The organism is Flagellimonas allohymeniacidonis (assembly GCF_004296335.1).
GTDB classification, from domain to species: Bacteria; Bacteroidota; Bacteroidia; order Flavobacteriales; family Flavobacteriaceae; genus Flagellimonas; species Flagellimonas allohymeniacidonis.
Genome location: NZ_SGIU01000001.1, coordinates 1,519,091 through 1,542,778, shown reverse-complemented (window position 1 = coordinate 1,542,778; position 23,688 = coordinate 1,519,091). Strand labels below are relative to the sequence as shown.

The 23,688-nt window shown below is 41.8% G+C and carries 18 protein-coding genes; 11 read left to right on the top strand and 7 right to left on the bottom strand.

Annotation, left to right across the window (positions count from 1 at the left end):
- Positions 1-2 precede the first annotated feature (2 nt).
- A complete protein-coding gene (locus EW142_RS07075; RefSeq protein WP_130611662.1) occupies positions 3-1,973 on the bottom strand; it encodes a transglutaminase family protein in 1,971 nt (656 codons plus the stop codon).
- Positions 1,974-1,992: 19 nt separating this feature from the next.
- Entirely contained in the window at positions 1,993-2,811 is an 819-nt protein-coding gene (gene kdsA / locus EW142_RS07070; protein ID WP_130611659.1) for a 3-deoxy-8-phosphooctulonate synthase, read from the bottom strand.
- 70 nt (positions 2,812-2,881) lie between these two features.
- Between kdsA and EW142_RS07065 the strand changes: the two genes are divergently transcribed.
- The 3 genes from EW142_RS07065 (at position 2,882) to typA (ending at position 7,947) form a co-directional block, all read left to right on the top strand.
- Positions 2,882-3,439: a hypothetical protein gene (locus tag EW142_RS07065; RefSeq protein ID WP_130611656.1), complete on the top strand. Its 558-nt coding sequence runs from the start codon at positions 2,882-2,884 to the stop codon at positions 3,437-3,439.
- Between the two features lie 218 nt (positions 3,440-3,657).
- Complete coding sequence (locus EW142_RS07060; RefSeq protein WP_130611653.1) at positions 3,658-6,057, top strand: TonB-dependent receptor; 2,400 nt, start codon at positions 3,658-3,660, stop codon at positions 6,055-6,057.
- 90 nt (positions 6,058-6,147) lie between these two features.
- On the top strand, positions 6,148-7,947 hold the full coding sequence (gene typA, locus EW142_RS07055; RefSeq protein ID WP_130611650.1) for a translational GTPase TypA: 1,800 nt from the start codon (positions 6,148-6,150) through the stop codon (positions 7,945-7,947).
- Positions 7,948-7,977: 30 nt separating this feature from the next.
- Here the strand turns inward: typA and ppgK are convergent, their stop codons facing one another.
- From ppgK to EW142_RS07040, 3 genes are all read right to left on the bottom strand, one after another.
- On the bottom strand, positions 7,978-8,742 hold the full coding sequence (gene ppgK / locus EW142_RS07050) for a polyphosphate--glucose phosphotransferase (RefSeq protein WP_130611647.1): 765 nt from the start codon (positions 8,740-8,742) through the stop codon (positions 7,978-7,980).
- Positions 8,743-8,841: 99 nt separating this feature from the next.
- A complete protein-coding gene (locus EW142_RS07045) occupies positions 8,842-9,267 on the bottom strand; it encodes a hypothetical protein (protein ID WP_205783225.1) in 426 nt (141 codons plus the stop codon).
- A 2-nt stretch (positions 9,268-9,269) separates the two neighbouring features.
- A complete protein-coding gene (locus EW142_RS07040; protein ID WP_130611644.1) occupies positions 9,270-9,953 on the bottom strand; it encodes a cell division ATP-binding protein FtsE in 684 nt (227 codons plus the stop codon).
- Positions 9,954-10,099: 146 nt separating this feature from the next.
- Here EW142_RS07040 and EW142_RS07035 point away from each other — a divergent pair, with 146 nt between their 5' ends.
- From EW142_RS07035 to EW142_RS07015, 5 genes are all read left to right on the top strand, one after another.
- Entirely contained in the window at positions 10,100-13,123 is a 3,024-nt protein-coding gene (locus EW142_RS07035; RefSeq protein WP_130611641.1) for a tetratricopeptide repeat protein, read from the top strand.
- A 13-nt stretch (positions 13,124-13,136) separates the two neighbouring features.
- Positions 13,137-14,888, top strand: a complete 1,752-nt coding sequence (locus EW142_RS07030) for a TonB-dependent receptor (RefSeq protein WP_130611638.1) — start codon at positions 13,137-13,139, stop codon at positions 14,886-14,888.
- 91 nt (positions 14,889-14,979) lie between these two features.
- Positions 14,980-15,831 (top strand): helix-turn-helix transcriptional regulator, encoded by an 852-nt coding sequence (locus EW142_RS07025; protein WP_205783223.1) that lies wholly within the window; start codon positions 14,980-14,982, stop codon positions 15,829-15,831.
- A 73-nt stretch (positions 15,832-15,904) separates the two neighbouring features.
- Complete coding sequence (locus EW142_RS07020; RefSeq protein ID WP_130611633.1) at positions 15,905-16,486, top strand: SRPBCC family protein; 582 nt, start codon at positions 15,905-15,907, stop codon at positions 16,484-16,486.
- Between the two features lie 174 nt (positions 16,487-16,660).
- Entirely contained in the window at positions 16,661-17,752 is a 1,092-nt protein-coding gene (locus tag EW142_RS07015) for an OmpA family protein (protein ID WP_130611630.1), read from the top strand.
- A gap of 16 nt (positions 17,753-17,768) precedes the next feature.
- Here EW142_RS07015 and EW142_RS07010 read toward each other — a convergent pair whose 3' ends face one another.
- Positions 17,769-18,092 carry a carboxypeptidase-like regulatory domain-containing protein gene (locus EW142_RS07010; protein WP_130611627.1) on the bottom strand — a complete coding sequence of 108 codons (324 nt, stop codon included), beginning with the start codon at positions 18,090-18,092 and terminating at the stop codon, positions 17,769-17,771.
- Between the two features lie 291 nt (positions 18,093-18,383).
- Here EW142_RS07010 and EW142_RS07005 point away from each other — a divergent pair, with 291 nt between their 5' ends.
- Together EW142_RS07005 and EW142_RS07000 are read left to right on the top strand one after the other, a co-directional pair.
- The gene (locus EW142_RS07005; RefSeq protein ID WP_165395232.1) at positions 18,384-19,340 is read left to right on the top strand and encodes an OmpA family protein; all 957 of its coding nucleotides are present in this window, start codon (positions 18,384-18,386) and stop codon (positions 19,338-19,340) included.
- Between the two features lie 48 nt (positions 19,341-19,388).
- Complete coding sequence (locus tag EW142_RS07000; protein ID WP_130611621.1) at positions 19,389-21,008, top strand: amidohydrolase; 1,620 nt, start codon at positions 19,389-19,391, stop codon at positions 21,006-21,008.
- Between the two features lie 49 nt (positions 21,009-21,057).
- Here EW142_RS07000 and EW142_RS06995 read toward each other — a convergent pair whose 3' ends face one another.
- Positions 21,058-21,597 (bottom strand): DUF2911 domain-containing protein, encoded by a 540-nt coding sequence (locus EW142_RS06995; protein ID WP_130611618.1) that lies wholly within the window; start codon positions 21,595-21,597, stop codon positions 21,058-21,060.
- 241 nt (positions 21,598-21,838) lie between these two features.
- Between EW142_RS06995 and asnB the strand changes: the two genes are divergently transcribed.
- Positions 21,839-23,503 (top strand): asparagine synthase B, encoded by a 1,665-nt coding sequence (asnB, locus tag EW142_RS06990; protein WP_130611615.1) that lies wholly within the window; start codon positions 21,839-21,841, stop codon positions 23,501-23,503.
- Positions 23,504-23,688: the final 185 nt, after the last annotated feature.

Here is a 23,688-nt window from a genome sequence, read left to right as displayed (position 1 = left end):
CTTTAACTCTTTTCAAAAACAATTAGGGAGTTGTCGAGCACATCCATAGCATTTCCAAAAAGCATCTTTAGCCCTTCATACGAACTAATATCATATTGACTTTTTCTCAGGTTGAAGCTCATTAAAACAGTGATGGTATTCTGATTCATTTGGGAGCATTCGAAACGTAAGGTCGCTGATTTATCGGCCAGGCCCAAGGTTTTTTTATCCGGTAGGCTTTTTAAAATATAACCCTCGGGAACAGTTAGGTTCATCATAAATTCATATGTCCGCGGATGTCCAAAATCAACAGGATAGTTTCTTTCATTTAATGTCAAAGGGTTTTTCCCAAAAAACTTGATGAAAAATGGGTTGAAATAAATTTGGTCGTTATTTAAAGAACCCTCCCATTCAAATTGGAATCGTTCGGCAACGGTTTTGGCATTGCTCTGTTTTTCTTTTAGGGTATACTCCAAAATTTCTATATCATCATTCGAAGATTCTTCCATCTTGGAGAGATACTCATCTTCGGTCATGCCCCGCATTTCCTTTCTTTTGCTCAACGCAAAATATCCGGTTTGGAAGGAATCAAAAGTTCCCTTCACCAAATCTTCGTCATGATCAAATGAAACCTGTGACCTAAAGATCATACGATTTTGTTTATCAGGAACTATATCGTACCAATAACTACCCTTTTTAAAATCCATCACCCTGCCGTAGTAATTTAGGCAGCGATAGGGGAGCACCCCGAAGGGAAGGTCTTTGTCGGTGGCATCCAACAGATAGGATTTACCATCAATATTTACCTTGGCCACCAGATAGTTAAAGTCAGACATCACGGGGTGTGATTTTTTGAGCAGCCCATTTTGTCGCGTCGACATCAGTAGCATTTCTGCCTCGATATCGGAGGCATTGAGGAGATTGATCAACGAAAGATTGATTTCCCCCACACTTCCCGATTTTCTTTCAAAAGCCGCTTTTACCCGACTGTCTTGATAGATACCATATCTTTTGTTCCAGGTGAAGTGTTTTTTGATATAATCATAGATTTTTTTGGCCCGGGCCAAATCGTCTTCAATCTCAAACAGCTCATTGGGCACATTTTTTTCAAAAAAGGCACTTTTTGTCAATTGCTTACCAATATCCCGCTCACGCTTCAATTCCTTGTCCACATCTTCCCATGTTTTGGTATACATGGCCCGAGTGCCATTAAGACGTAAGTATTGGGACAGTTCAAATTCTATTTTTGAAATGTAGTTGGAGCTGGCCAACATATATTCTTCTTCGGCCTTAAAGGCTGGAATATCCTTCATGGCATACAGTACTTTTTCACAATCCGCCGGCTCGGAATACCCTTCCACATAAAAGCAGTTCTTTTTGATGGAGGCTTCATTGACATCCAACTTCAAACTACCGATCATGGTTCGGTTATAGATGTAGTTGCTTGGAATCTCAGCATAAAACTCGCTATACACTTTGGGAATATCACTTTGAAAGACCCAGCCCGTAAGATTGAAAAAATAGGGAGATACCAGTTCGTACTCATATTCGAGAATACTTCCTTCCTGTACAGTGGGAAAGGTGAATTTTTTTTCTGACCAGTTTTCGGTCAAATCGGTGGTATAGATCTCATCTTGAGGTAAAATACTCTGGGTGGCACCATTATGCGTAATGGCATGGATATTCCTTATTTTCTCCTTTAGGCCATCGTTATGGTAAAAACGGATGGAGATATTTGCCTGATCAAACCCTTCTCTTTTCAGGATCTTGATCTTGGTATGATACTTTTTCACCAATTGAATGCGGGAATCAACCACCTTAAAGTGATTTTCGCCTTTTTCAAAAAGAACCACGGCATTGACGGTTGAATCTTGCTGATATGAGGTGAAGTTTTTCTCCTTGGTAGTTAATTTTCCAAATTCGGCTTTGGTTTGTGCGTTAACCGATGATACAAAAAGAATCACCAGCAACCCTAGTAGGTATTTGTTCTTCATATACAATGGATTGGTTGTATCAAATTTGATTGATTACGTTACGAATGGCAACTAAGTTTGTCAAGAGCTTTTCCAATAAACTTAAATCGAGCATATTGGCCCCATCACTTTTGGCATTGACAGGGTCGAAGTGGGTCTCCATAAAAAGTCCATCCACGCCCGCTGCTATACCAGCACGTGCCATGGTTCCAATAAGGGCCGGGCGACCTCCGGTCACCCCAGAAGATTGATTCGGTTGTTGCAGGGAATGTGTAACATCCAGTACAACAGGGGCATATTGCTTCATGGTGGGAATGCCCCTAAAATCCACAATCATATCCTGATACCCGAACATGGTACCTCTATCCGTGATCCAGGCTTTGTCATTTCCTGAGTCTGTTACCTTTTTTACCGCATGTTGCATGCTTTCAGGGCTCATAAACTGTCCTTTTTTCAAATTGACCACCTTACCTGTTCTTGCAGCTGCGACAACCAAATCGGTTTGCCGGACCAAAAAAGCAGGAATTTGAAGGACATCCACATACTCAGCAGCCTTATCCGCATCAGAAATTTCATGGATATCGGTCACGGTCGGTACCTCAAACGTCTTGGATACCTTGCTAAGGATTTTTAGGGCTTTTTCATCCCCAATCCCGGTAAACGAGTCAATGCGACTGCGATTGGCTTTCTTAAAACTACCTTTAAACACATAGGGGATTTTCAATTTGTCGGTTATATCGACAACTTTTTCCGCGATTCTTAAGGCCATGTCTTCCCCTTCAATGGCGCAGGGTCCGGCAAGTAGGAAAAAGTTATTGCTGTCTGTGTGTTTTAATTGAGGTATTTGCGTCAATTGCATCAAAATTAGTTTTAGACAAAAATACTATTTTGAAAAAGTATGGGTTATATCCTTACCCAAATTACCTACCATGCATCGATGGCTCTTCATCTTGTTGCTCTTTTCTACCCATTTGGCCCTAGCACAATTTGGAAAAAATTGTGAGGTACGCCAATTTAAGCTCAACATTTTTAATCCGGGAATCGAATATGAAATGGGACTGGGAGTGAACTCCACTTTGGATGTCCGCATAGCCTGGCAGTTGGCCTTAGACCCTTTTGCGATGGAACCAATTGAGAACTATGAATTTTTCCCTGCGATAACCGTGCAGAATAGGTACTACTATAATTTTGGGTCTAGAGGTCGAAGAGGAAGGCAGATTTACGGAAATTCGGCCAACTATGTGGCTCCGACCATTTCCATTTTTGAACCCGGGAGCAGGTTGGTGGAAGGAGAGATTGCTGAAGGCGTTTATGGGGCTGCAGGACTTGTGACCGGATTACAGCGCAGTTATAATTCTGGACTTAGTTTTTCAATTGATGTGGGCGCCGGGTATTATGTGGGCCCATTTCGAGGAGGTATTTATCCGATGTTCAACATTAGTTTGGGTTGGATCATCAGCGAGAAACGTTGGTGCGTGGGGCGTTAACCCAATAAGCATGATTTTTGTTGTCCATTGTGTTCATGACTTAGAGAAATGAACTCAAAAGCCCTTTTGCATAAAACCACATAAAGTCGAATTGACTATTTGTCGATAAATGACCCTTGCCAATTGGTCAGTAAATAGGTCAACTTCTCGGGCAACACTTTTTAAGGTTGTAACCAAATCCAAAATTTTGAGTATTCAATTTTAAAAAGGTAACCATCATGAAAACTTTGACCATTGTTTTGGGCATGCTCATTTCCACTCTTGTGTATGGGCAAAACATTACAGGAAAAATTCAAACCGCTACTGGGGAAGCAGTACCCTATGCGGCCATTACACTAAACTCACCCTTGGATTCCAGTTTGGTCAAAGCTACGGTCAGCACAGAAAATGGAAGTTTTGTGCTAAAGGGAATGCAACCCAGCGAATACCTTTTAAAAATCAATGCCTTAGGATTTGCAGATTACTTAAAGCAAATAAACTTTGAGGGAACTACTTTATCACTTAGAACCATTATCCTGAATGAAGCGGCTCAGAATTTGGAGGAAGTTACCGTAGTTGCCGATAAACCCATGGTTCAGGTTTTGGCTGACAAAACCGTGTTCAATGTTCAGAATACGATCAATGCAACGGGTACCAGTGCCTTCGAACTGCTTCGAAAAGCCCCTGGAGTTATTGTGGATAACAATGGAGGCATAATTGTAGAGGGAAAAACCGGAGTGCAAATTTTTATTGACGGGAAGCTTTCTGTCCTTCAAGGAGAAGATCTAATCAATTATTTGGAGAGTCTACAAGCAACGGATATTGAAGCGGTGGAAATAATTACCCAACCTTCTTCAAAGTACGATGCCGCTGGAAATGCGGGAATCATCAATATTAAGCTAAAGAAAGACAAAAGTTTGGGGACAAACGGAACATACACTACGGGAATAACTACGGGAGACTTTGCTAGATATAACTCCAGCCTCAACTTTAATACCCGAGGGAAGAAAGGAAACTTTTATGGGACTTACAGCAATCGTTTTGGAAAGAATACAGGCTTCATCAATCTGTTAAGGACCCAGTCGGGCACGCAATTCGATGCACGGACTAACAGCGTTTATGATCGCAACAGCAATAATATCAAATTGGGCTATGACTATTACTTAAATTCCAAGCACACTTTAGGAGCCATATTTAATGGCAATTTCAACAATGGATTTAACACCAATAACACCCGAACCCCTATCCGTCCGGCCAATACGATTCAGAACGACAGCGTTCTTGTTGCTTTGAACCAAACCGATAACACTTCTTACAATGTAAATGCCAACGTAAATTACCGATATGCGGACACATTGGGGTATAGCGTTAATATCGACCTGGATTATGGAAGATACAATAGCGACCGAAACGCTTTTCAGCCCAATACTTATTTTGACGGAACGGAGTCTTTTGTTATCAGCGAAAGGGTAACTCTTCAAGAGACGCCCATAGACATCAATATTGCAACAATCAAAGCGGACTATGAGCAGAACTTTCTGAAGGGAAAGTTGGGTCTAGGTTTTAAATTGTCCTTTATCACTACGGATAACACCTTCGATTTCTTCAATGAAGTTAATGGGCAACCGGTCTTGGATTTAACCCAGAGCAACCAGTTTCAATATGATGAGAATATCAATGCGGGATATTTCAATTACAACCGAAAATGGGGAAAATGGAACCTTCAACTTGGCTTACGTGTAGAAAACACAGTATCTGATGGCAATTTGGAAAGTGCTCAAGAAAATGAGGATGATCGGGTAAAACGCAATTACACCGATTTTTTCCCTTCGGGAGGTATTACCTACCAATTGAATCAAAAAAACCAGTTTGCATTGACTTATAGCCGTAGAATTCAAAGGCCCAACTATCAATCCTTGAATCCTTTTGAGTATAAGTTGGATGAACTTTCATTTCGTCAGGGAAATCCTTTTTTGCAACCCCAATATACCAACAACCTGAAGCTGTCCCATACCTTCAATTATAGATTGACTACCTCGTTGAGCTATTCCTATATTTCCGACTTTTTTGCTCAGGTTACGGTGGCTGAAGGGGAATCTACCAGTTTTTTGACCTCCTTGAATGTGGCAAATCAAGAAGTCTACAATTTAGGGGTTTCCTATCCTAAAAAACTATTGAGCTGGTGGGATTTATATTTTAGTTTGAATGCATACATCAGCGATTATTCGGCGACCAGCCCAGAGTTTTTACCAGTCCGGCAAGAAACGCTTGGGTTTTATGCCCAAAATACATTTTCCCTGCCTAGCGAATGGCGCTTTGAGGTTTCGGGCTGGTATAGTTCCCCTTCCATTTGGGGAGGCACCTACCAGACACGCTCCCAAGGATCGCTCAATGCCGCGGTTCAAAAAAGGTTCTTTGATGACAAGTTCACGGCACGCTTGGCCGTTAACGACATTCTTTTCACAGTACCATGGAGGGGAGTTACCCAGTTTGGCGATCTCTTTATCAACGGCGATGGGGGAAGTGATTCTAGAAGGGTAGCCTTCAGCCTTACCTATGATTTTGGTCGCAATGAAATCAAAAAAGCACGAAAACGTAAAACAGGACTTGAAGATGAAAACAAGCGAATTGGGCGTTAATCTGCTTATAGACAAAAAGTTAAAAATAATGAGGTTTTCAAACAGGGGACAAAAATAAGCAGTACCTTTGCGCCCTTAAAAAACAGGGCCATGTCCAAAATCAAGAATATTGCCATCATTGCGCACGTAGACCATGGGAAGACCACCTTGGTTGATAAAATAATGTACCACTGCCGCCTGTTTCGAGACAATGAAAACAAGGGTGAACTCATCTTGGATAACAACGACCTGGAGCGGGAAAGGGGCATTACCATAGTGTCTAAAAATGTATCCGTGGTGTACAAGGATACCAAAATCAATATTATTGATACCCCTGGGCACGCCGATTTTGGAGGTGAAGTGGAGCGCGTTCTAAATATGGCCGACGGAGTACTTCTATTAGTGGATGCCTTCGAGGGACCCATGCCACAAACCCGTTTTGTGTTGCAAAAAGCACTGGATTTGGGATTAAAGCCCTGCGTGGTCATCAACAAAGTAGACAAGGAAAACTGTACGCCAGAAGAGGTACATGAAAAGGTGTTCGATTTGATGTTTGAGCTTGGTGCAGAAGAATGGCAGCTTGATTTCCCTGTAGTTTACGGTTCTGCCAAACAAAACTGGATGGGTGAAGATTGGAAACAGCCTACAGATTCCATTGAGCCTTTGCTGGACATGGTCATAGAACACATTCCTGAGTTCAAACCCCAGGAAGGATCTACACAGCTTTTGATCACCTCATTGGATTTTTCTTCTTTCACAGGTCGTATCGCAATTGGTCGACTACAGCGTGGAACGCTGAAGGAAAGTCAGCCCATCACACTGGTCAAAAGGGACGGAAGCTTTGTAAAAACAAGAATTAAGGAACTTTTCACCTTTGAAGGTTTGGGTCGACAAAAAGTAAAAGAAGTGAAAGCGGGTGATATCTGTGCCATTGTGGGGATGGAAGGTTTCGAAATTGGGGATACCGTTGCCGATTTTGAAAATCCGGAGCAGCTGAAGACCATCGCCATTGATGAGCCCACTATGAGTATGTTGTTTACCATTAATGACAGCCCATTTTTTGGAAAGGATGGTAAATATGTGACCTCAAGGCATATCAAGGAAAGATTGGAGAAGGAGCTGGAAAAGAATTTGGCACTACGAGTTGAAGAAACGGACAGTGCCGAAAAATTCATGGTTTTTGGTCGAGGGGTACTTCACCTTTCAGTTTTAATAGAAACCATGCGAAGGGAAGGCTATGAACTTCAAATTGGCCAACCTCAAGTTATCATAAAGGAAGTTGATGGAGTGAAGTGCGAACCTATTGAGCATTTGACTATTGATTTGCCCGAAGAAGTATCGGGCAAAGCTGTTGAAATGGTTTCCCAAAGAAAAGGGGAGATGATCAGTATGGAAGCCAAAGGTTCCCGTATGGTTTGCGAGTTCCTTATTCCTTCCCGTGGAATCATTGGTCTTAGAAATCAATTATTGACCGCCACAGCAGGAGAGGCTATTATGGCTCACCGATTTATGGAATATCAACCTCTGAAAGGAGATATCGCCCAGCGCCAAAATGGTTCGCTGGTCTCTATGGAAAATGGAACGGCAATTCCGTACTCCATCGATAAGCTTCAGGAACGAGGGAAGTTCTTTATTGACCCGGGAGAAGAGATTTATGAAGGCCAGGTCATTGGAGAAAACTCTAGGGGGGACGATATGACCATCAATGTTACCAAGACCAAAAAATTAAGCAATGTACGTGCAGCAGGTTCGGATGATAAGGCCAAAATCGTACCCGCTATCAAGTTTTCTTTGGAAGAAGCGTTGGAATATATTCAAAAGGATGAATATGTTGAGGTTACGCCAAATCACCTTCGTATTCGAAAGATTTTCCTAAAGGAAGTAGATCGAAAAAGAAATAAGATAAACTAGTTTGCCAGTTCATTGGGTTTGGATGAAGTTTTACTTCGGTACCACTACCCCATGATGCTGTTCCTTTAAACAAGAAACCGCGGCACCGATGATGCCGGCATTGTTCATCAGTTCAGCTTTTACAACTTCGGTCTCAATATCGATATGGTGACGAAATTCTGCCCATTTCTTTGAAGTGCCACCTCCAACAATAATCAAGTCAGGAGAGGTAATAAGTTCTACCAATTTTAAAAACTTGTTGAAACGCTTGCCCCATCTTTCGTAGCTAAGCCCTTCACGTTCCTTTGCTGAAGCTGCCGCCCAGGTCTCAATTTTCTTGTATTTCTTATATGGAATTTGACCCAATTCAAAATTGGGGAGAAGAATCCCGTTGTAAAAAACGCCACTGCCTAAACCAGTTCCAATGGTCACCATAATGACCAATCCGTCCCGTCCTTTGCCCACGCCATAATTCATGGAAGCATAACCAGCAGCATCGGCATCATTTAATACGGTAAAAGGTTGTCCAGAAGCTTGGGTAAAAAGCTCATCGATATTGACGCCCATCCAGCTTTTATGAAGATTTCCTGGGGCTTTGCACACGCCTTTCTTTACAATCGTTGGAAAACCACATCCCACAGGGCCCTTGTAATTGAAATGTTCAACAATTTGCGCCACCACTTCGGCCATTTCCTGGGGTTTTCTCGAGGGTGGTGTCGGAATACGATACCGATCCGTTAGCATTTCCCCAGTTTTTACATCGACCAGTGCCCCTTTGATACCGGTTCCGCCAATATCAATACCTAAAATTTCCATGAAATGGTTTTGTGTTTAATAAGCGCAAAGAAACAAAAATCTTTAAAAGTCAAAAGTATGGATTGGCCGGTGTAGCAATTTAGGTTAAACGGCAACCCATTATTTGCTTGGCGGTTCAATATAATAATCTATTGAATTTAAACTATGGTTGGGGTCAATAATATCCAACAATCCATCAATGAGCCTACCGAAACCGGTTAGGGTACCCAATTGTTTGTTTTTTCCAAGGGCACTGGAAATGGTCTCATCCCTATTGCCAAATTTATAGCCGTTTTTGGTAATCCAAAGCCCATTGAAAAGATGCTGCATCAACACATTTCCCAATTGATCAATGGATATGGCCAATTGTAGGGCATACTCACCCACTCCCCGTAAACCTTTAGTGAACAATTGTTGCAGCAAAGCAAAGATGAAGCCCAATGGCCCCGTGAAAACAAAAAGCACAATGGAAATTAAAAAAAGCAGAATCCCAATGAGGGGGTTCACCGGTTTATCACGCTTACAATCTTGATGTTTAAGAATCATGGCTACATCGCTTTTTGAATGACTTCAAAGATTTTGCTCCCATCACATTTCAAGGTTTTGTGTGGGTATTTAAGAATCAAGGCATAATCGTGGGTTGCCATGATAATCGTCCGGCCGCTTTGGTTGATTTCCTGTAGCACCTTCATCACCTCTACACTGGTCTGAGGGTCAAGATTCCCGGTGGGCTCATCAGCCAATATAAGTTCGGGGTCGTTGAGTAGGGCTCGGGCTATGGCCACCCGCTGTTGCTCCCCTCCCGAAAGTTCATGGGGAAATTTAAAGCCCTTGGTCTTCATGCCCACTTTTTCCAACACCTCTTCAATTTTGGTGTTCATTTTTTCGTGGTCCGTCCATCCTGTGGCCTTTAAAACAAATCTCAAATTATTATTGATATTTCGATCGGGAAGTAGTTTAAAATCTTGAAAAACAATACCGAGTTTTCTTCGCAAGAATGGAATGTTCTTTTCTTGGAGTGTGGCCAAATTAAAGTCGACTACGCTTCCCTTTCCTTGTTTGAGGGGTAAATCCCCGTAAAGCGTTTTCATGAAACTACTCTTTCCACTCCCCGTTTTGCCTATGATGTAGACAAAGTCTCCTTTTTTTACTTCTAGGTTGATGTGGTTTAGGATAAGATTTTCGGTTTGGAAAACAGCTACGTCTTCTAACTGGACAATGATTTCGGGCATCTTTTACTTTTGAAATTAAAGGTACTAAGTTCTAAAATATTGTGATAGCTAGGCCATCGAATTTCTACCCGCTGTTTTGGAAGACATACTTTGGCCTAAATTTTGACGTTATGTTATAAGTCAATCGAGAAACAGCGTAGAACACTATGTATCGAAAAAATTTCAATTTTTTGCCCATCTTCCTTGGGCTATTTTTCTCCATATCTGCACAGGAATCCAAGGTTTTTTATCATGAGGATAAGGCGTTTCAAGATGCTTTGACCTTATACCACAATCAACAGTACCAGGCGGCGCAAACCATTTTTGAAGAGGTAAAGTCCTCAACTAAAGACTATGAAACCGAGGCAAACAGTGCTTATTATGCGGCCAATGCTGCCATTCGATTAAATCAAAGGGGTGCAGATAGGATGATGGAAGATTTTGTAGAACGTTACCCCACTTCCACCAAGAGGAACTCTGCTTTTTTGGATGTTGCGGACTACTATTTTGAAACCGGAAAATATCCTTATGCTTTAAAGTGGTATAAAAAAGTCGATGCGGCTTCCATGTCAAACCGGGATAAGGAGCGCTTCAACTTTAATAATGGCTATGCGCTATATGCCTCAAAGCGACCAAAGGAAGCTGAGCGATATCTGAGCAAGGTGAGCAATTCGCCAACCTATGGATCACAGGCGAAATATTACTTGGGATACATTGCCTATGAACAAGATGATTATGACGAGGCAAGTGCCCGCTTTGATCAAATCACGGACCCTGAATTGCTCAACGAAAAGCTTTCTTACTATCAGGCAGACCTGAATTTCAAGTTGGGCAACTTTGAAGAGGCCATTGCCATGGCCCAAAAGCAGTTGCCAAAATCGGACCGCAAAGAAGTTTCCGAACTAAACAAGATCATTGGGGAAAGTCATTTCAATCTTGAGCAATATGATCAAGCGATTCCCTATCTGAAAAAGTATCGGGGCAAACGAGGCCGCTTTAGCAACACTGACTATTATTTGATTGGATACAGTTATTACAAGCAAGGAGATTATGCCAGTGCAATCCAACAATTCAATAAAATAATAGGCGGCACCAACAATGTATCGCAAAACGCCTACTACCATTTGGCAGAGTGCTATTTGAAATTAGATCAGAAAACCGAAGCGCTCAATGCCTTTCGCAATGCTTCAGAAATGGATTTCAGTGCTGAAATCAAAAAAGATGCACTGCTCAATTATGCCCGGTTAAGCTATGAGATCGGGAATCCTTATGAGCCTGTGCCTCGGGTGTTGCAATCTTATTTGGAAACCTATCCAAAAGACCAGTATCAGCAGGAAATGCAGGAACTCTTGGTGGATTCATATATCACTTCCAAAAATTTTGAGGGGGCCATGACCCTTCTGGAAGAGAATAAGGGTTATGCCAGCAAAGAAACCTATCAAAAAGTGTCTTTTTACCGGGGAGTGGAACTTTTTGTAGAGGGGGATTATGAAGCAGCTACCGAACGATTTTCAAAATCATTGAAGAACCCGGAGAACCAAAAATTTGAAGCTAGAGCTGAGTATTGGAGAGCGGAATCTGCCTATCGTTTGAATCAGTTTGACGATGCCCTTGCCGGATTTTCTAGATTTCAATCCCTCCCTTCGGCCAAAGATTTAAAGGAGTATGTGGATTTGGACTATAATCTGGGTTATAGTCATTTCAAGCTAAAAAACTATGCAAGAGCGATTCCTTTCTTTAAAAAAGTGGCCGATTCTGAAAGCCAAGAAAATGCCAATAGAAGCGACAGCTATGTACGATTAGGGGACAGTTACTTTGTCACCAGTCAATATACAGGAGCCAAAACAGCTTACAATGAGGCTTCCCGAAGAGATGGTCCAGAAAGGGATTACGCCGCCTTTCAAAAAGTACTTTGTGATGGATTTTTGGGAAATAACTCAATCAAGATTGAAGGCTTGAACGAATTTCTGAGAAAATATCCTAGGTCAACCTTTCGGGATGATGCCCTGTTCGAATTGGGCAATTCTTATGTAAAAGGAGGGCAAGAGTCCTTGGGATTGCAAACCTATGACCGTCTTGTGGAAACATTTGGTCGAAGCAAATTTGCCCCTCGCTCCCTGCTTCGCCAAGGATTGGTGCATTATAATGCCAACAGAAACGACCAAGCCTTGAACAAACTCAAAGAAGTGGTACGCCAATATCCCAAGACCTCGGAGGCCAAACAAGCGGTGGCCACGGCAAAGCTGGTTTACATAGATGAAGGAAAGGTAAGTGAATATGCAGCTTGGGCCAGAAACTTGGATTTTGTGGAAGTAACCGATTCAGAGCTTGAGAACGCAAGTTTCGAAGCCGCTGACCGTAAGTATGCTGAGGGAAAAACCGAGGCGGCCTTAAAAGGGTATGAGGATTACTTAAAGGAATTCCCCGATGGAATACATGCACTTCAAGTGCGGTTTAACACGGCACAGATTTGTTTTTCCAAGGGACAAAAAGGTAGGGCATTGGAGTATTACAAAACTGTTGCAAACAGTGGTGGAAGCGAATATCAAGAGCAAGCCTTGACCCGGGTCTGTGAAATTTATGTGGGTCGGGAGGATTATCAAAATGCACTTCCTTTTTTAGAACGTCTCGAACAGATTGCTGAGATTTCCCAGAATAGGACCTTTGCCCAATCCAATTTGATGAAAGGTTATTATGGCCAAAAGAACTATTCCCAAACCATTGCATATGCAGAAAAGGTCCTGGCGGCCCCAAAAATTGACAATCGTATTAAGAGTGATGCACAAATCATGATAGCGAGATCTGCCATTTCCACAGGCAATGAACGCTTGGCAGAAACCGCCTATCGGGAAGTAAAGAAAATTGCGACCGGAGCATTGGCTGCGGAAGCCTGGTACTACGATGCCTATTTCAAGAACCAAAACAGTGATTTTGAGGCGTCCAATGTGTCAGCCCAAAAATTGGCAAAGGATTATGGGGCCTACAAAGAATGGGGAGGTAAGGGATTGATTGTTATGGCCAAGAACTTCTATGCTTTGGATGATGCCTTTCAGGCTACCTATATTTTGGAAAGCGTGATTACCAATTTTACCGAGTTTGAGGATATTGTGGTGGAAGCAAAGGGCGAATTGGCCGTTATTAAATCTCGAGAGGCACAGCGTAATTCTTCAGTAGATACCAATGGCAATTAAATCAAAGAACATCATGTGCAAACGCATTAACATAATTTCCATCTTCTTTTTGAGCCTTTGGGGAGGTATTTCTGCCCAAGAAACCGATAATATTGGTACGGAAACGGTAACGGTTGTAAAGCCTTATTCCCCCACCGTTTCTGATGCCTTTAAACTAAAATCCTCTCCGCAGTTGGACGATTCCATCGTACTTCAGAAAAAGAAGATTAACTATAGCATCTTTTCGGTACCAGTGGCTTCTACCTTTACACCCGCAAAGGGCAGGGCATCAAGGGTAAAAAAAACGCCTCCGCCAACACTCTTTAACTCTTATGCATCCATCGGTTTGGGAAATTTCAACAATGCCTTGGTCGATGTGTATACCAGCAGGGAGTTTAACAGAGGCGAAAATCTTTTGGATGTAGGCCTAAGCCATCATTCTTCGCGAGGAGATATTGAATCCACACCCTTGGATGCCGATTTCTACAACACAAGTCTGGATGTTTCCTACGCCAAAAAAGACCGTGATTTGGATTGGGGCGCCAGTTTAGGATTACAACACCAGTTGTACAATTGGTATGGAGTGGAACAAGGTGAATTTGATGAGACCGTGATTTCATCTTTGGATGAAACCCAAAATTATTTTAATGCCGAGGCAAAGGCACATTTGAATTTGGAGGATTCTTTCTTTAAGAAGGGGAATATCCTGCTGAGACGATTTTGGGATGCCACCGACTCAGGGGAGAACAGGGTAGTGCTTCAACCGACCATTGAACTTCCCATAACCGAAGAATTGGTGACCATAAAAACCAAAGTGGATTATGTGAACGGTAGTTTTGAAAACACATCCTTGAACAACACGGTCAATGACTCAGGAATAAACTATAGCCAATTTCAAGTGGGCGTTACTCCAAGTTTGTTGATACTTCGGGATGATTTGACGCTTAATTTGGGTGCGAATTTGGTATTTGGTTCCGATTTGGAAAACAGCGATAGCAGTTTCTTTATCTACCCTGCTGTTACGGCATCTTATCGATTGCTTGATGAGAGTGTGATTGCCTACGGAGGAATAGAAGGGGAACTTCGACAGAATTCCTACTACGACTTTGTACAGGACAATCCTTATGTCTCTCCAACCTTGGAAATCCAGCCAACGGACCAGCAGTATGAAGGTTATTTGGGGTTAAAGGGACAACTTTTGTCGAATGTTGGTTATAACATCAAGGGTTCCTACACGGCCGAAAACAGAAGACCTTTGTTTCTTTTGAATCCGGAAAATCTATTCAGAACCGATGATAAGGGATATTTCTATGGAAATTCTTTTCAGGTATTCTATGATGACCTTAAGACCTTGGGCATTTTTGCCGAATTGAACGTTGATGTCAACAGGAACTTTACGTTTGGGATAAACGCTGAATTCTATGACTACGATACAGAAACCGACAACCCGGCCTGGAATTTACCTTCGATAAAGGGCTCTTTGTTTATGGATTACCAAGTGAACAAGCAATGGTACTTTGGGGCCAACCTCTTTTATGTCGGTGAACGGGATGACCTAGTGGCACAAGCTCTGGAAAATGCACTTCCTTCAGAATTTCCCGCCAGCATTGTTACTTTGGATGGTTTCTTTGATGTTAATGCGCATGCGGGCTATCGATTCAATGACCAATTGACCATTTTTGTAAAGGCTTCTAATATTGCAAACAATGATTATCAACGTTGGGCTAATTTTAGGGTGCAAACTTTTCAAGCTTTGGCTGGGGTTTCCTATAAGTTTGATTTCTGATAGGGAACAATCACTTTTTTGAACCGAATCGTCAAACCGCTGAGCTGAATCGACAAGGCATGAGACCTGAAATCGGTTACTTTTGTTTGAGATGATTCAAGAATACAAACAGATTGAATTTCAAGGTAGAAAGGTTTTCGAAAAAGCCGTGGTCTGTCCCCCGTTCCGACATTTTTATTCTATGCCCAACGAGGCGTGTTTTTTTTATATGGAAAGAGGTAGCTCCAAACTGGTGACCCCTACAGAAAGTATGCAAATAGATCGTCAAGAAGGAGTGGTCATGCAATGTGGCAATTATTTGTCCGATATGATTTCGGGAGAGGGAATTGATTATTGTGAAGCAGTGGCCGTTCATCTTTATCCTGATATGCTCCAGTTGATTTTTGACAAGGAACCGCTCGATTTTTTCCTGAATCTGAAAAAAGCAAAACCTGTAAGAATTCAACGCTATAAAGCATCAGAGCTACTTCGAAATTATATTCAAAGCATTCAATTCTATTTCGAGAACCCCGAACTGGTTAGTGAGGAATTGATGAAACTCAAGCTCAAGGAATTGTTGCTGCTCTTAGCCCGCTCCGATAGCGCTGATGCTATTCTTCAATTGTTTCAAGGACTGTTTTGTGAGGTAAACTATGAATTCAAGGAGGTTATTGAATCCAATATTTATAACAACTTGACCTTGGAGGAATTGGCCAAGCTTACAGGTACAAGTCTGTCTTCATTTAAACGGGAATTTGCCAAACATTATATAGACACGCCAGCCCGATATATTCGAAAGAAACGCCTCGAAAAAGCCGCAAAGTTGCTCAAGGGTACCGAAAAACGTATTTCGGATATTGCCTATGATTGTGGCTTTGCTGACCTTGCCCATTTTTCCCGGATATTCCATAAGAAATACAATTCTTCCCCTTCACAGTATCGCCTGAACGTTATCGCCAAATAATTGGACGGAACGAACAATCCTATGCGCCAGGATTAAAGGAAATTTGAACGTGAATTTATAAATCGTTCAAAAAATGAAAAGTTTAGTAATGATGAGTGCAATATTTTTTATGGTCGTAATGGCGACCGAAGGTGTTAATGCACAAAAAAAGGTGCATAAATTTGTGGAATCCAAAGTGATTGACATTCCTGCAGAGAAAGTATGGGCCATTGTCGGAGAGGATTATGGTGCCATCGCCTATTCCCATCCAAAAATTATTTCGTCCAATTACATTAATGGAACCTTAAAAGCGGGTGAGGGAGCCGAGAGGGTATGTAATTTTAATGAAAAGGGAACCAAATTCCTGAAAGAAAAAATGGTGGATTACAATCCCGAGAAAATGAGCTTCACCAATACGGTCTATCAATCGGGGAGGTTTCCGGTTGATCCGGACTACACTAAAGCAGTATACAGAGTGGAACCGTTAGCTGGTGGCAAGAGCAAAATTACCTTTGAAATGCAATATCGCACCAAACCTGCATTTATGGGTTCTATGGCTAAAGGGAGTTTTAAGAAGCTAATTCGGGATTACTTTATCTCCATTGAGCATCATGCCAAAACCGGTGAAAAGGTGACCAAGGAGAATTTCAGAAAAATAAAAAAGCTGTACTCCTAGTTTCCGTATCACTATGTTACAAATAGCCTCCTTTTTAGGGGGCTTTTTTGTTGGGTTTTACTACTGATTTTGTGCAATATTAGTACTAATTGAAGGCAATAAAGGGAGGATAATTACGTTGCAACTACTAATCAACCTCATCTTTTTCAGATTGGGATTGCCAAAACTGAAGCTATGCGAACTTTGCGCAATGACATTTTGATGCTTCTTCCATTTTTGATTTTGGCACATGCGGTTTTGGGCCAGAATTTGGTTCACAATGGTGGTTTTGAGGATTTTGTCGAATGTCCCGTCAAAATGAGTAACCTAAATCGTGATGCTGAATATTGGAACGCACCTACCTTGGGCACCACCGATTACTTCAACGAATGTAGTAAGACAAAGCTTGGGATTCCAATGAATTTCAAGGGAAAGCAGGAAGCTTTTGAAGGAAAGGGTTATGTGGGCCTTTATCTATTTGCGCCCAAAGACTATAGGGAATACATTCAGGTTGCACTTACCGAAACCCTAAAAAAAGGGCATCGTTACAAATTGAGCCTTTCCCTGAGCCTGGCGGAAAAATCAGATGGAGCGGTGATGAGTATGGGTGCCGCATTTTCAGAGCATCCGCTATCTGTACATACAAAAAGGCAATTGTCGAATACGGTTTTAGCTTCGCAATCCATAAAAACTACACAATCCATTTCCTTTTCAACAAAGGGGCTATACGACGATAAGACCAACTGGATGGAAGTAAGCCTGGAAATCGCCGCGGAAGGCTTTGAAAAAAACCTGATACTCGGAAATTTCAAGAGCAACGGAGGCACAGGATATGTTGACTTCGGAAAGAATCCTGCCAAAACAGAGGGATACTCCTATTACTATGTGGACAATGTTGAGTTGAGCTACATTGGACCCGTTTACAAACCGGACCAAAGCTACGTTTTGAACCATGTCAACTTTGATTTTGACCGGTTTTCATTGCAGCCCAAGGCCAAGGCGAGTTTAAAGGATGTTTATGACTATCTTAAAAAGAACCCGAACTTAAAAGTTTTCATTAGCGGTCACACCGATGACCAGGGTTCCGATGAATACAACGACGTGCTATCCAGACAACGGGCCAATACAGTCGCTAAATATTTAATTCGTTTGGGATTACCCAAAAACCGAATTTCGTCAAAAGGGTATGGCAATAAAAAACCGTTGGACAGTACACTTTCAGAAAAAGCCAGAAAAAAGAATCGTAGGGTTGAGTTTGTGATGACGAAGTTCGTGGATGACGAATGAAAAGCTTCTAAAGTTATTACTTACCTTCCAGCAGTTTTCTCATTTCGGCATTATATTCCAGGACAATTTCGCCCGCGCTTCCGCCGCTTAAAACAAAGAATGACTCGGTTTTATACCCCTTGGAGCTAATATTTATTTTCCAGTGAAAATCTTTGTCACTCTCAAGTGAGAAGACACCATCAAAGTCTGTGTACGCCTTATCGTTTGTTGAATTGATTTCAACAGAAGCCCGATAAATGGGGAGTCCCAATTCATCGATGATTTTTCCCGTAACTACATTTTGGCCAAAACCTAGAATAGGAATAGCCAATAGCATTAGCGTAAAGGTCACCTTGCGCATTACAGTTAAGATTTGGACTGTAATAACGTTTTTTATCAAGGTTTAGTATCAAAATTCAAGTGTTGGGAAGGAATGTGGCAGGAGATGAAAAATTATCGAATATCGCAATATAGCAGCAAGTTATCCGTTTAAAGCAATGACGGGAACCAATAAACAGCGTTTAAAATGGTTTACCGTATCCTATCTTTTCTCAGCTTCAGTATATTATTTTGTTCAGCCCTTTCAGCACAAAACCTAATTGTCAATTCTGGGTTTGAAAGTTTTACCAATTGCCCAATCAATATTTCTTCCATGGATGTGTTGGTTGAGGATGTTTCGTTGCCAACATCAAGTTCCGGGGATTATTTCAACCCATGCAGCAATGAAGATTTTGGTGTTCCAGCTAACTTTAAAGGAAGTCAAGCTGCGGCTGAAGGATCAGCTTATATTGGATTGTATTTTTATGCCCTGAATGACTATCGCGAGTATGTTCAATTAAACACGGCCAAAACACTTCGAGAAAAACATCCTTATAAAATTTCATTTCAAATCAGTAGGGCAGAACATTCACAACTCGCTTTGAAAACAATGTCCATTGTTCTGGTAAATAAGAAAATAAAAGTACCTAACAGTTCGGTATTGACCCACTCAAGATTGGATTTGCAGGAAGATGTGCAATTTCAGGAGGTGCAATTAAAAGCTGATGGTTCAATGACTGAGACTGATGGTTGGGTCACCCTCACGGCCGAATTTGACGCTAAAGGTTTTGAAAATCATATCCTATTGGGAAATTTTGAGACCAATGAAAACACGCAGTTGCTTAAGCATAACGAAGTGTCCTCATCCAGCGATTTCTCCTATTACTATGTTGATAATTTTATTCTTGAGGAATTACCAAGGGTAAACTATGAGAAAGACAAGATTTATGTCATGGAGCAGAATCCCTTCGAGCCAAAAGGGTACGAATTGGATGCTAAAGCAATGGCAAGTATTCAAAAGATATTCAAGTATCTGAAAGAAAATGCCGAAGTGCAAATGAAGATCACGGGACATGCCGATAATATTGGAACTTCAGAATACAACAAGTTTATTTCCTCACTTAGGGCAAGGGCTGTAGCGTTGCACCTAAAAAAGCTTGGCATCGATGACGACCGAATTGTTTGGGAAGGCGTGGGTGATACCAAACCGCTTCGCAATGGAAAAATCAAGTCCAGCAATTTTGAGGATGGTCGTGTAGAATTTGTGATGACCAAATTTGACGATCAATAGGAAAAATCCTTTCTAGACTTTTCCTATTTTTGGGGAAAACCCTCGTTCATGAGAAAGTCTATCGGTTTCCTTTTCCTTACCCTCTTTTTCTTTGCTTGCAATCCCAAGGAAGAAGTAGATCTTATTGTTTATAATGCCAACATTTACACAGTCGATGAAACTTTTTCCAAAGCTACTAGCATAGCCGTTAAAGATGGAAAATTTGTTGAGGTTTCGGAAAACAACCTTACCCAAAAATATAAGTCCAAAGATTTATTGGATGCCCAAGGCAACACCATAGTTCCTGGCCTTATCGATGCACATTGTCATTTTTATGGACTGGGGCTGAACCAGCAGGTCGTGGATTTGGTCGGGACTAAAAGCTATAATGAAATATTAGAGAAGGTCGAGGCTTTTCAAAAAGAGCGCCAATCAAGTTTTATTTTGGGAAGAGGCTGGGATCAAAACGATTGGGAGGACAAAAATTTCCCTACGAAGGATAAGCTGGATGAAATGTTTCCACAAACACCAGTGGCTCTCGAAAGAGTAGATGGCCATGCCTATTTGGTAAACCAAAAGGCCTTGGACATGGCTGGAATTACGGATAAAACCGTGGTAACTGGTGGGGAGATTGTAAAAGAAAATGGAAAAATTATTGGGGTTTTGGTCGATAGCCCCATGGCCATGGTGGATGCCGTGATGCCCAAACCTGATAGAAAAACACAAATTCAAGCACTAAAAGACGCTGAAAAGCTCTGCTTTGATTATGGACTTACCACGGTAAATGATGCTGGACTTCATAGAAGCACCATAGAACTTATTGACAGCCTGCAAAACACAGGGGACCTATCCATTCGGGTTTATGCGATGGTGAGCAACACCACGGAAAACCTGGACCATTATTTGGAGAAGGGAATCGTAAAAACGGATAAACTCAATGTGCGTTCGGTAAAAGTTTATGGAGATGGCGCTTTAGGTTCACGCGGCGCAGCCTTGAAAGCGCCCTATTCAGATAAGGAAGATCACTTTGGTGCCATGATAACCCCAATGGATCAGATGGAGGCCCTGGCTGAACGAATTGCCGCTACAGAGTATCAAATGAACACCCATGCCATTGGGGATTCGGCCAATATTGTAGTTCTCAGGGCTTATCAAAAAGCCTTGGAAGGAAAAAGTGATAGACGGTGGAAAGTGGAGCACGCTCAGGTCATTTCAGAAATGGATTTTGATTATTTCAAGAATGGAATTATTCCCTCCGTACAACCCACCCATGCCACTAGCGATATGTATTGGGCCGAAGATCGTTTAGGTGAAGAAAGAGTCAAAGGAGCCTATGCTTTTAAGAAATTGTTGGGTAAAGCGGGGACGGTGGCTCTGGGAACTGATTTTCCAGTGGAGCGGGTGAGTCCCTTTTTGACCTTCTATGCCGCCGTGGCTCGAAAAGATTTGGAAAACTATCCCGAAGGAGGATTCCAAATACAAGATGCCCTATCCCGAGAGGAGACCCTCAAGGGGATGACCATTTGGGCGGCGCATTCCAATTTTGAGGAGAACGAAAAAGGCAGTATCGAAATCGGAAAATGGGCGGATTTTGTAATTCTAAGTGATGATATCATGAATGTTCCAGAAGACAACATCCCTCAGCTAAAAGCGGAGCAGGTATTTTTGAGCGGTGAGCAAGTGAAATAAAAAAAGCGAGCCTTTTTAGCTCGCTTTTTAAAATCGTTGTTTTCTTGGATTAGAAAGTCATCGGTACGGCTACTCTTGTAGTACCCCATCCCATAACCATATGGGCTCCACCATCAACATCTTTGTAGGCAATTGAGAAAGCCTCCAAAGATTCAGAATCTGTGCTGGCAGAAGCTGTAACCCTAGCTACATCGGCAGCGCTATCATAGGAATAAGCTCCCCACTGATTGAGGTTGCTATTAAGGATAATGGTCCACTCACTATCACCAGGAATGGTGAACAAAGAATAGGTTCCCGCTTTAACGGCTGTCCCTCCAATAGTGGCATCTTTATAAAAGGTGATCTCAGCAGCTTCGTTAGCTCCTGTACGCCATACCTTACCGGCTGGTGCAAGTTCAGAAAGACTTCTTCCTTTTAACTGAGGCCGGCTGTAAATTACACGAACCGCCTTGTCCGCTACTCTGTAGCTGCCCGGATAGGAAGCAATATCGGCAGGACTTTTATCCAAACCACCAAATTTTTGCGCAGAGGCATCCACGGTGAATACAAGACATAAGGTTAAAAAGGAATAAAAAAGAAATTTTTTCATGATGTTGTTTTTAATTCGTCCAAAACTAGGGCGTAATTACCCGCTATACCTTTAAAAAGACGTTAAAATTCGATAACCTTTCAAAATGTTCGAAAAATCCGCCTACCATCTGATATTTATTTCAATTGAGTTAAAATTCAATCTTTTTTATTGAAATATGTAATTATAATATACTTTTTTATTTCATAATTGGTATTTAAATTTCATTTTTGAATCATAATTGTAACTAGAAAGAAAGATTATGTGTGGAATTGTATGTGCTTTTGATTTAAAGGAGAGCTCTGATAAGTTAAGACCTCAATTGCTTGAAATGTCAAAAAAAGTGAGGCATAGGGGCCCTGATTGGAGCGGAATATATTCAAATGACAAGGCTATTTTGGCCCATGAGCGTTTGGCCATTGTAGATCCCGCTTCGGGCAAGCAACCTTTATACAGTGCTGACGGCAAACTCATATTGGCCGCCAATGGAGAAATTTACAACCACAGAGAGCTGAGAAAGCCCTTTGAGGGGAAATATGAATTTAAGACCCAATCGGACTGTGAGGTTATTTTGGCTTTGTATCAAGAGAAAGGAGTCGATTTTTTGGATGAATTGAACGGGATTTTCGGATTTGCCATTTATGATAGTGAAAAAGGGGAGTATTTTGTCGCCAGAGATCATATGGGCATCATTCCGTTGTACATAGGCTGGGATAGAAATGGAACATTTTATGTGGCCTCTGAATTAAAGGCGCTGGAGGGTGTATGTACCAAAATTGAGTTGTTTCCTCCGGGCCACTACCTTCACAGCTCTGACGGAGAATTCAAAAGATGGTACAAAAGGGACTGGATGGAGTATGATGCCGTTAAGGAAAACGAAACCAGTATTGAAGAGATTCGCGACGCACTCGAAGCTGCTGTTCACCGTCAGTTGATGTCTGACGTACCTTATGGGGTACTTCTTTCAGGCGGCTTGGATTCTTCAGTAACTTCAGCCATCGCAAAAAAGTATGCCCAAAAGCGTATTGAATCAGATGATACCAAAGAAGCTTGGTGGCCGCAATTGCATTCGTTTTCAGTAGGATTGGAAGGTTCACCTGATTTGGCAGCTGCCCAAAAGGTGGCCGATCATATTGGCACGGTTCACCATGAGATTAAATTCACAATACAAGAGGGACTGGATGCCATTAAGGACGTTATCTACAATCTGGAGACCTACGATATTACAACGATTAGGGCTTCCACACCCATGTATCTCATGGCTCGAGTAATCAAATCCATGGGGATAAAAATGGTACTTTCAGGAGAAGGTGCTGACGAACTCTTTGGAGGGTACCTCTATTTTCACAAGGCACCAAGTCCAAAGGACTTTCATGAAGAAACTGTTCGTAAACTCGACAAATTGCATATGTACGATTGTCTTCGTGCCAACAAATCTTTGGCCGCATGGGGAATAGAGGGGAGAGTCCCATTTTTGGACAAGGAGTTTATGGATGTTGCTATGCGTATCAACCCAAAGGACAAAATGATCAATGGAGAGCGAATGGAAAAATGGGTCGTACGAAAAGCATTCGAGTCCTATTTGCCAGAAAGCGTGGCCTGGCGTCAGAAAGAACAATTCTCAGATGGTGTAGGCTATAGTTGGATTGATACGCTTAAGGAGTTGGTGGAACAAGAAGTTTCTGATGAACAATTGGCCAATGCCCATTTTAAGTTCCCGATTCAAACCCCCACCACTAAAGAAGAGTACTATTATCGATCTATTTTTGAGCAACATTTTCCTTCTGATGCTGCAGCTTTTAGTGTTCCCCAGGAACCTTCCGTGGCGTGTAGTACGAAGATTGCCTTGGAATGGGATGAAGCTTTCAAGAATATGAATGACCCTTCTGGGAGAGCTGTTGCAAATGTTCATGAAGACGCTTATTAAGTCAACCTATTGGAGTCATTATCAATACCGTGTGCAAACGGTATGATTCGTTTTAAATTAGTCAGAAAAGCCCCTTTTTAAAGGGGTTTTTTGTGTTCCTTGCCCATTAATAACCCAACTAAGGATTTTTCCTTGGTTTTCCACAAAATCTTGTTGATAACTTCAAAGGTTCAATATAGCCTTAT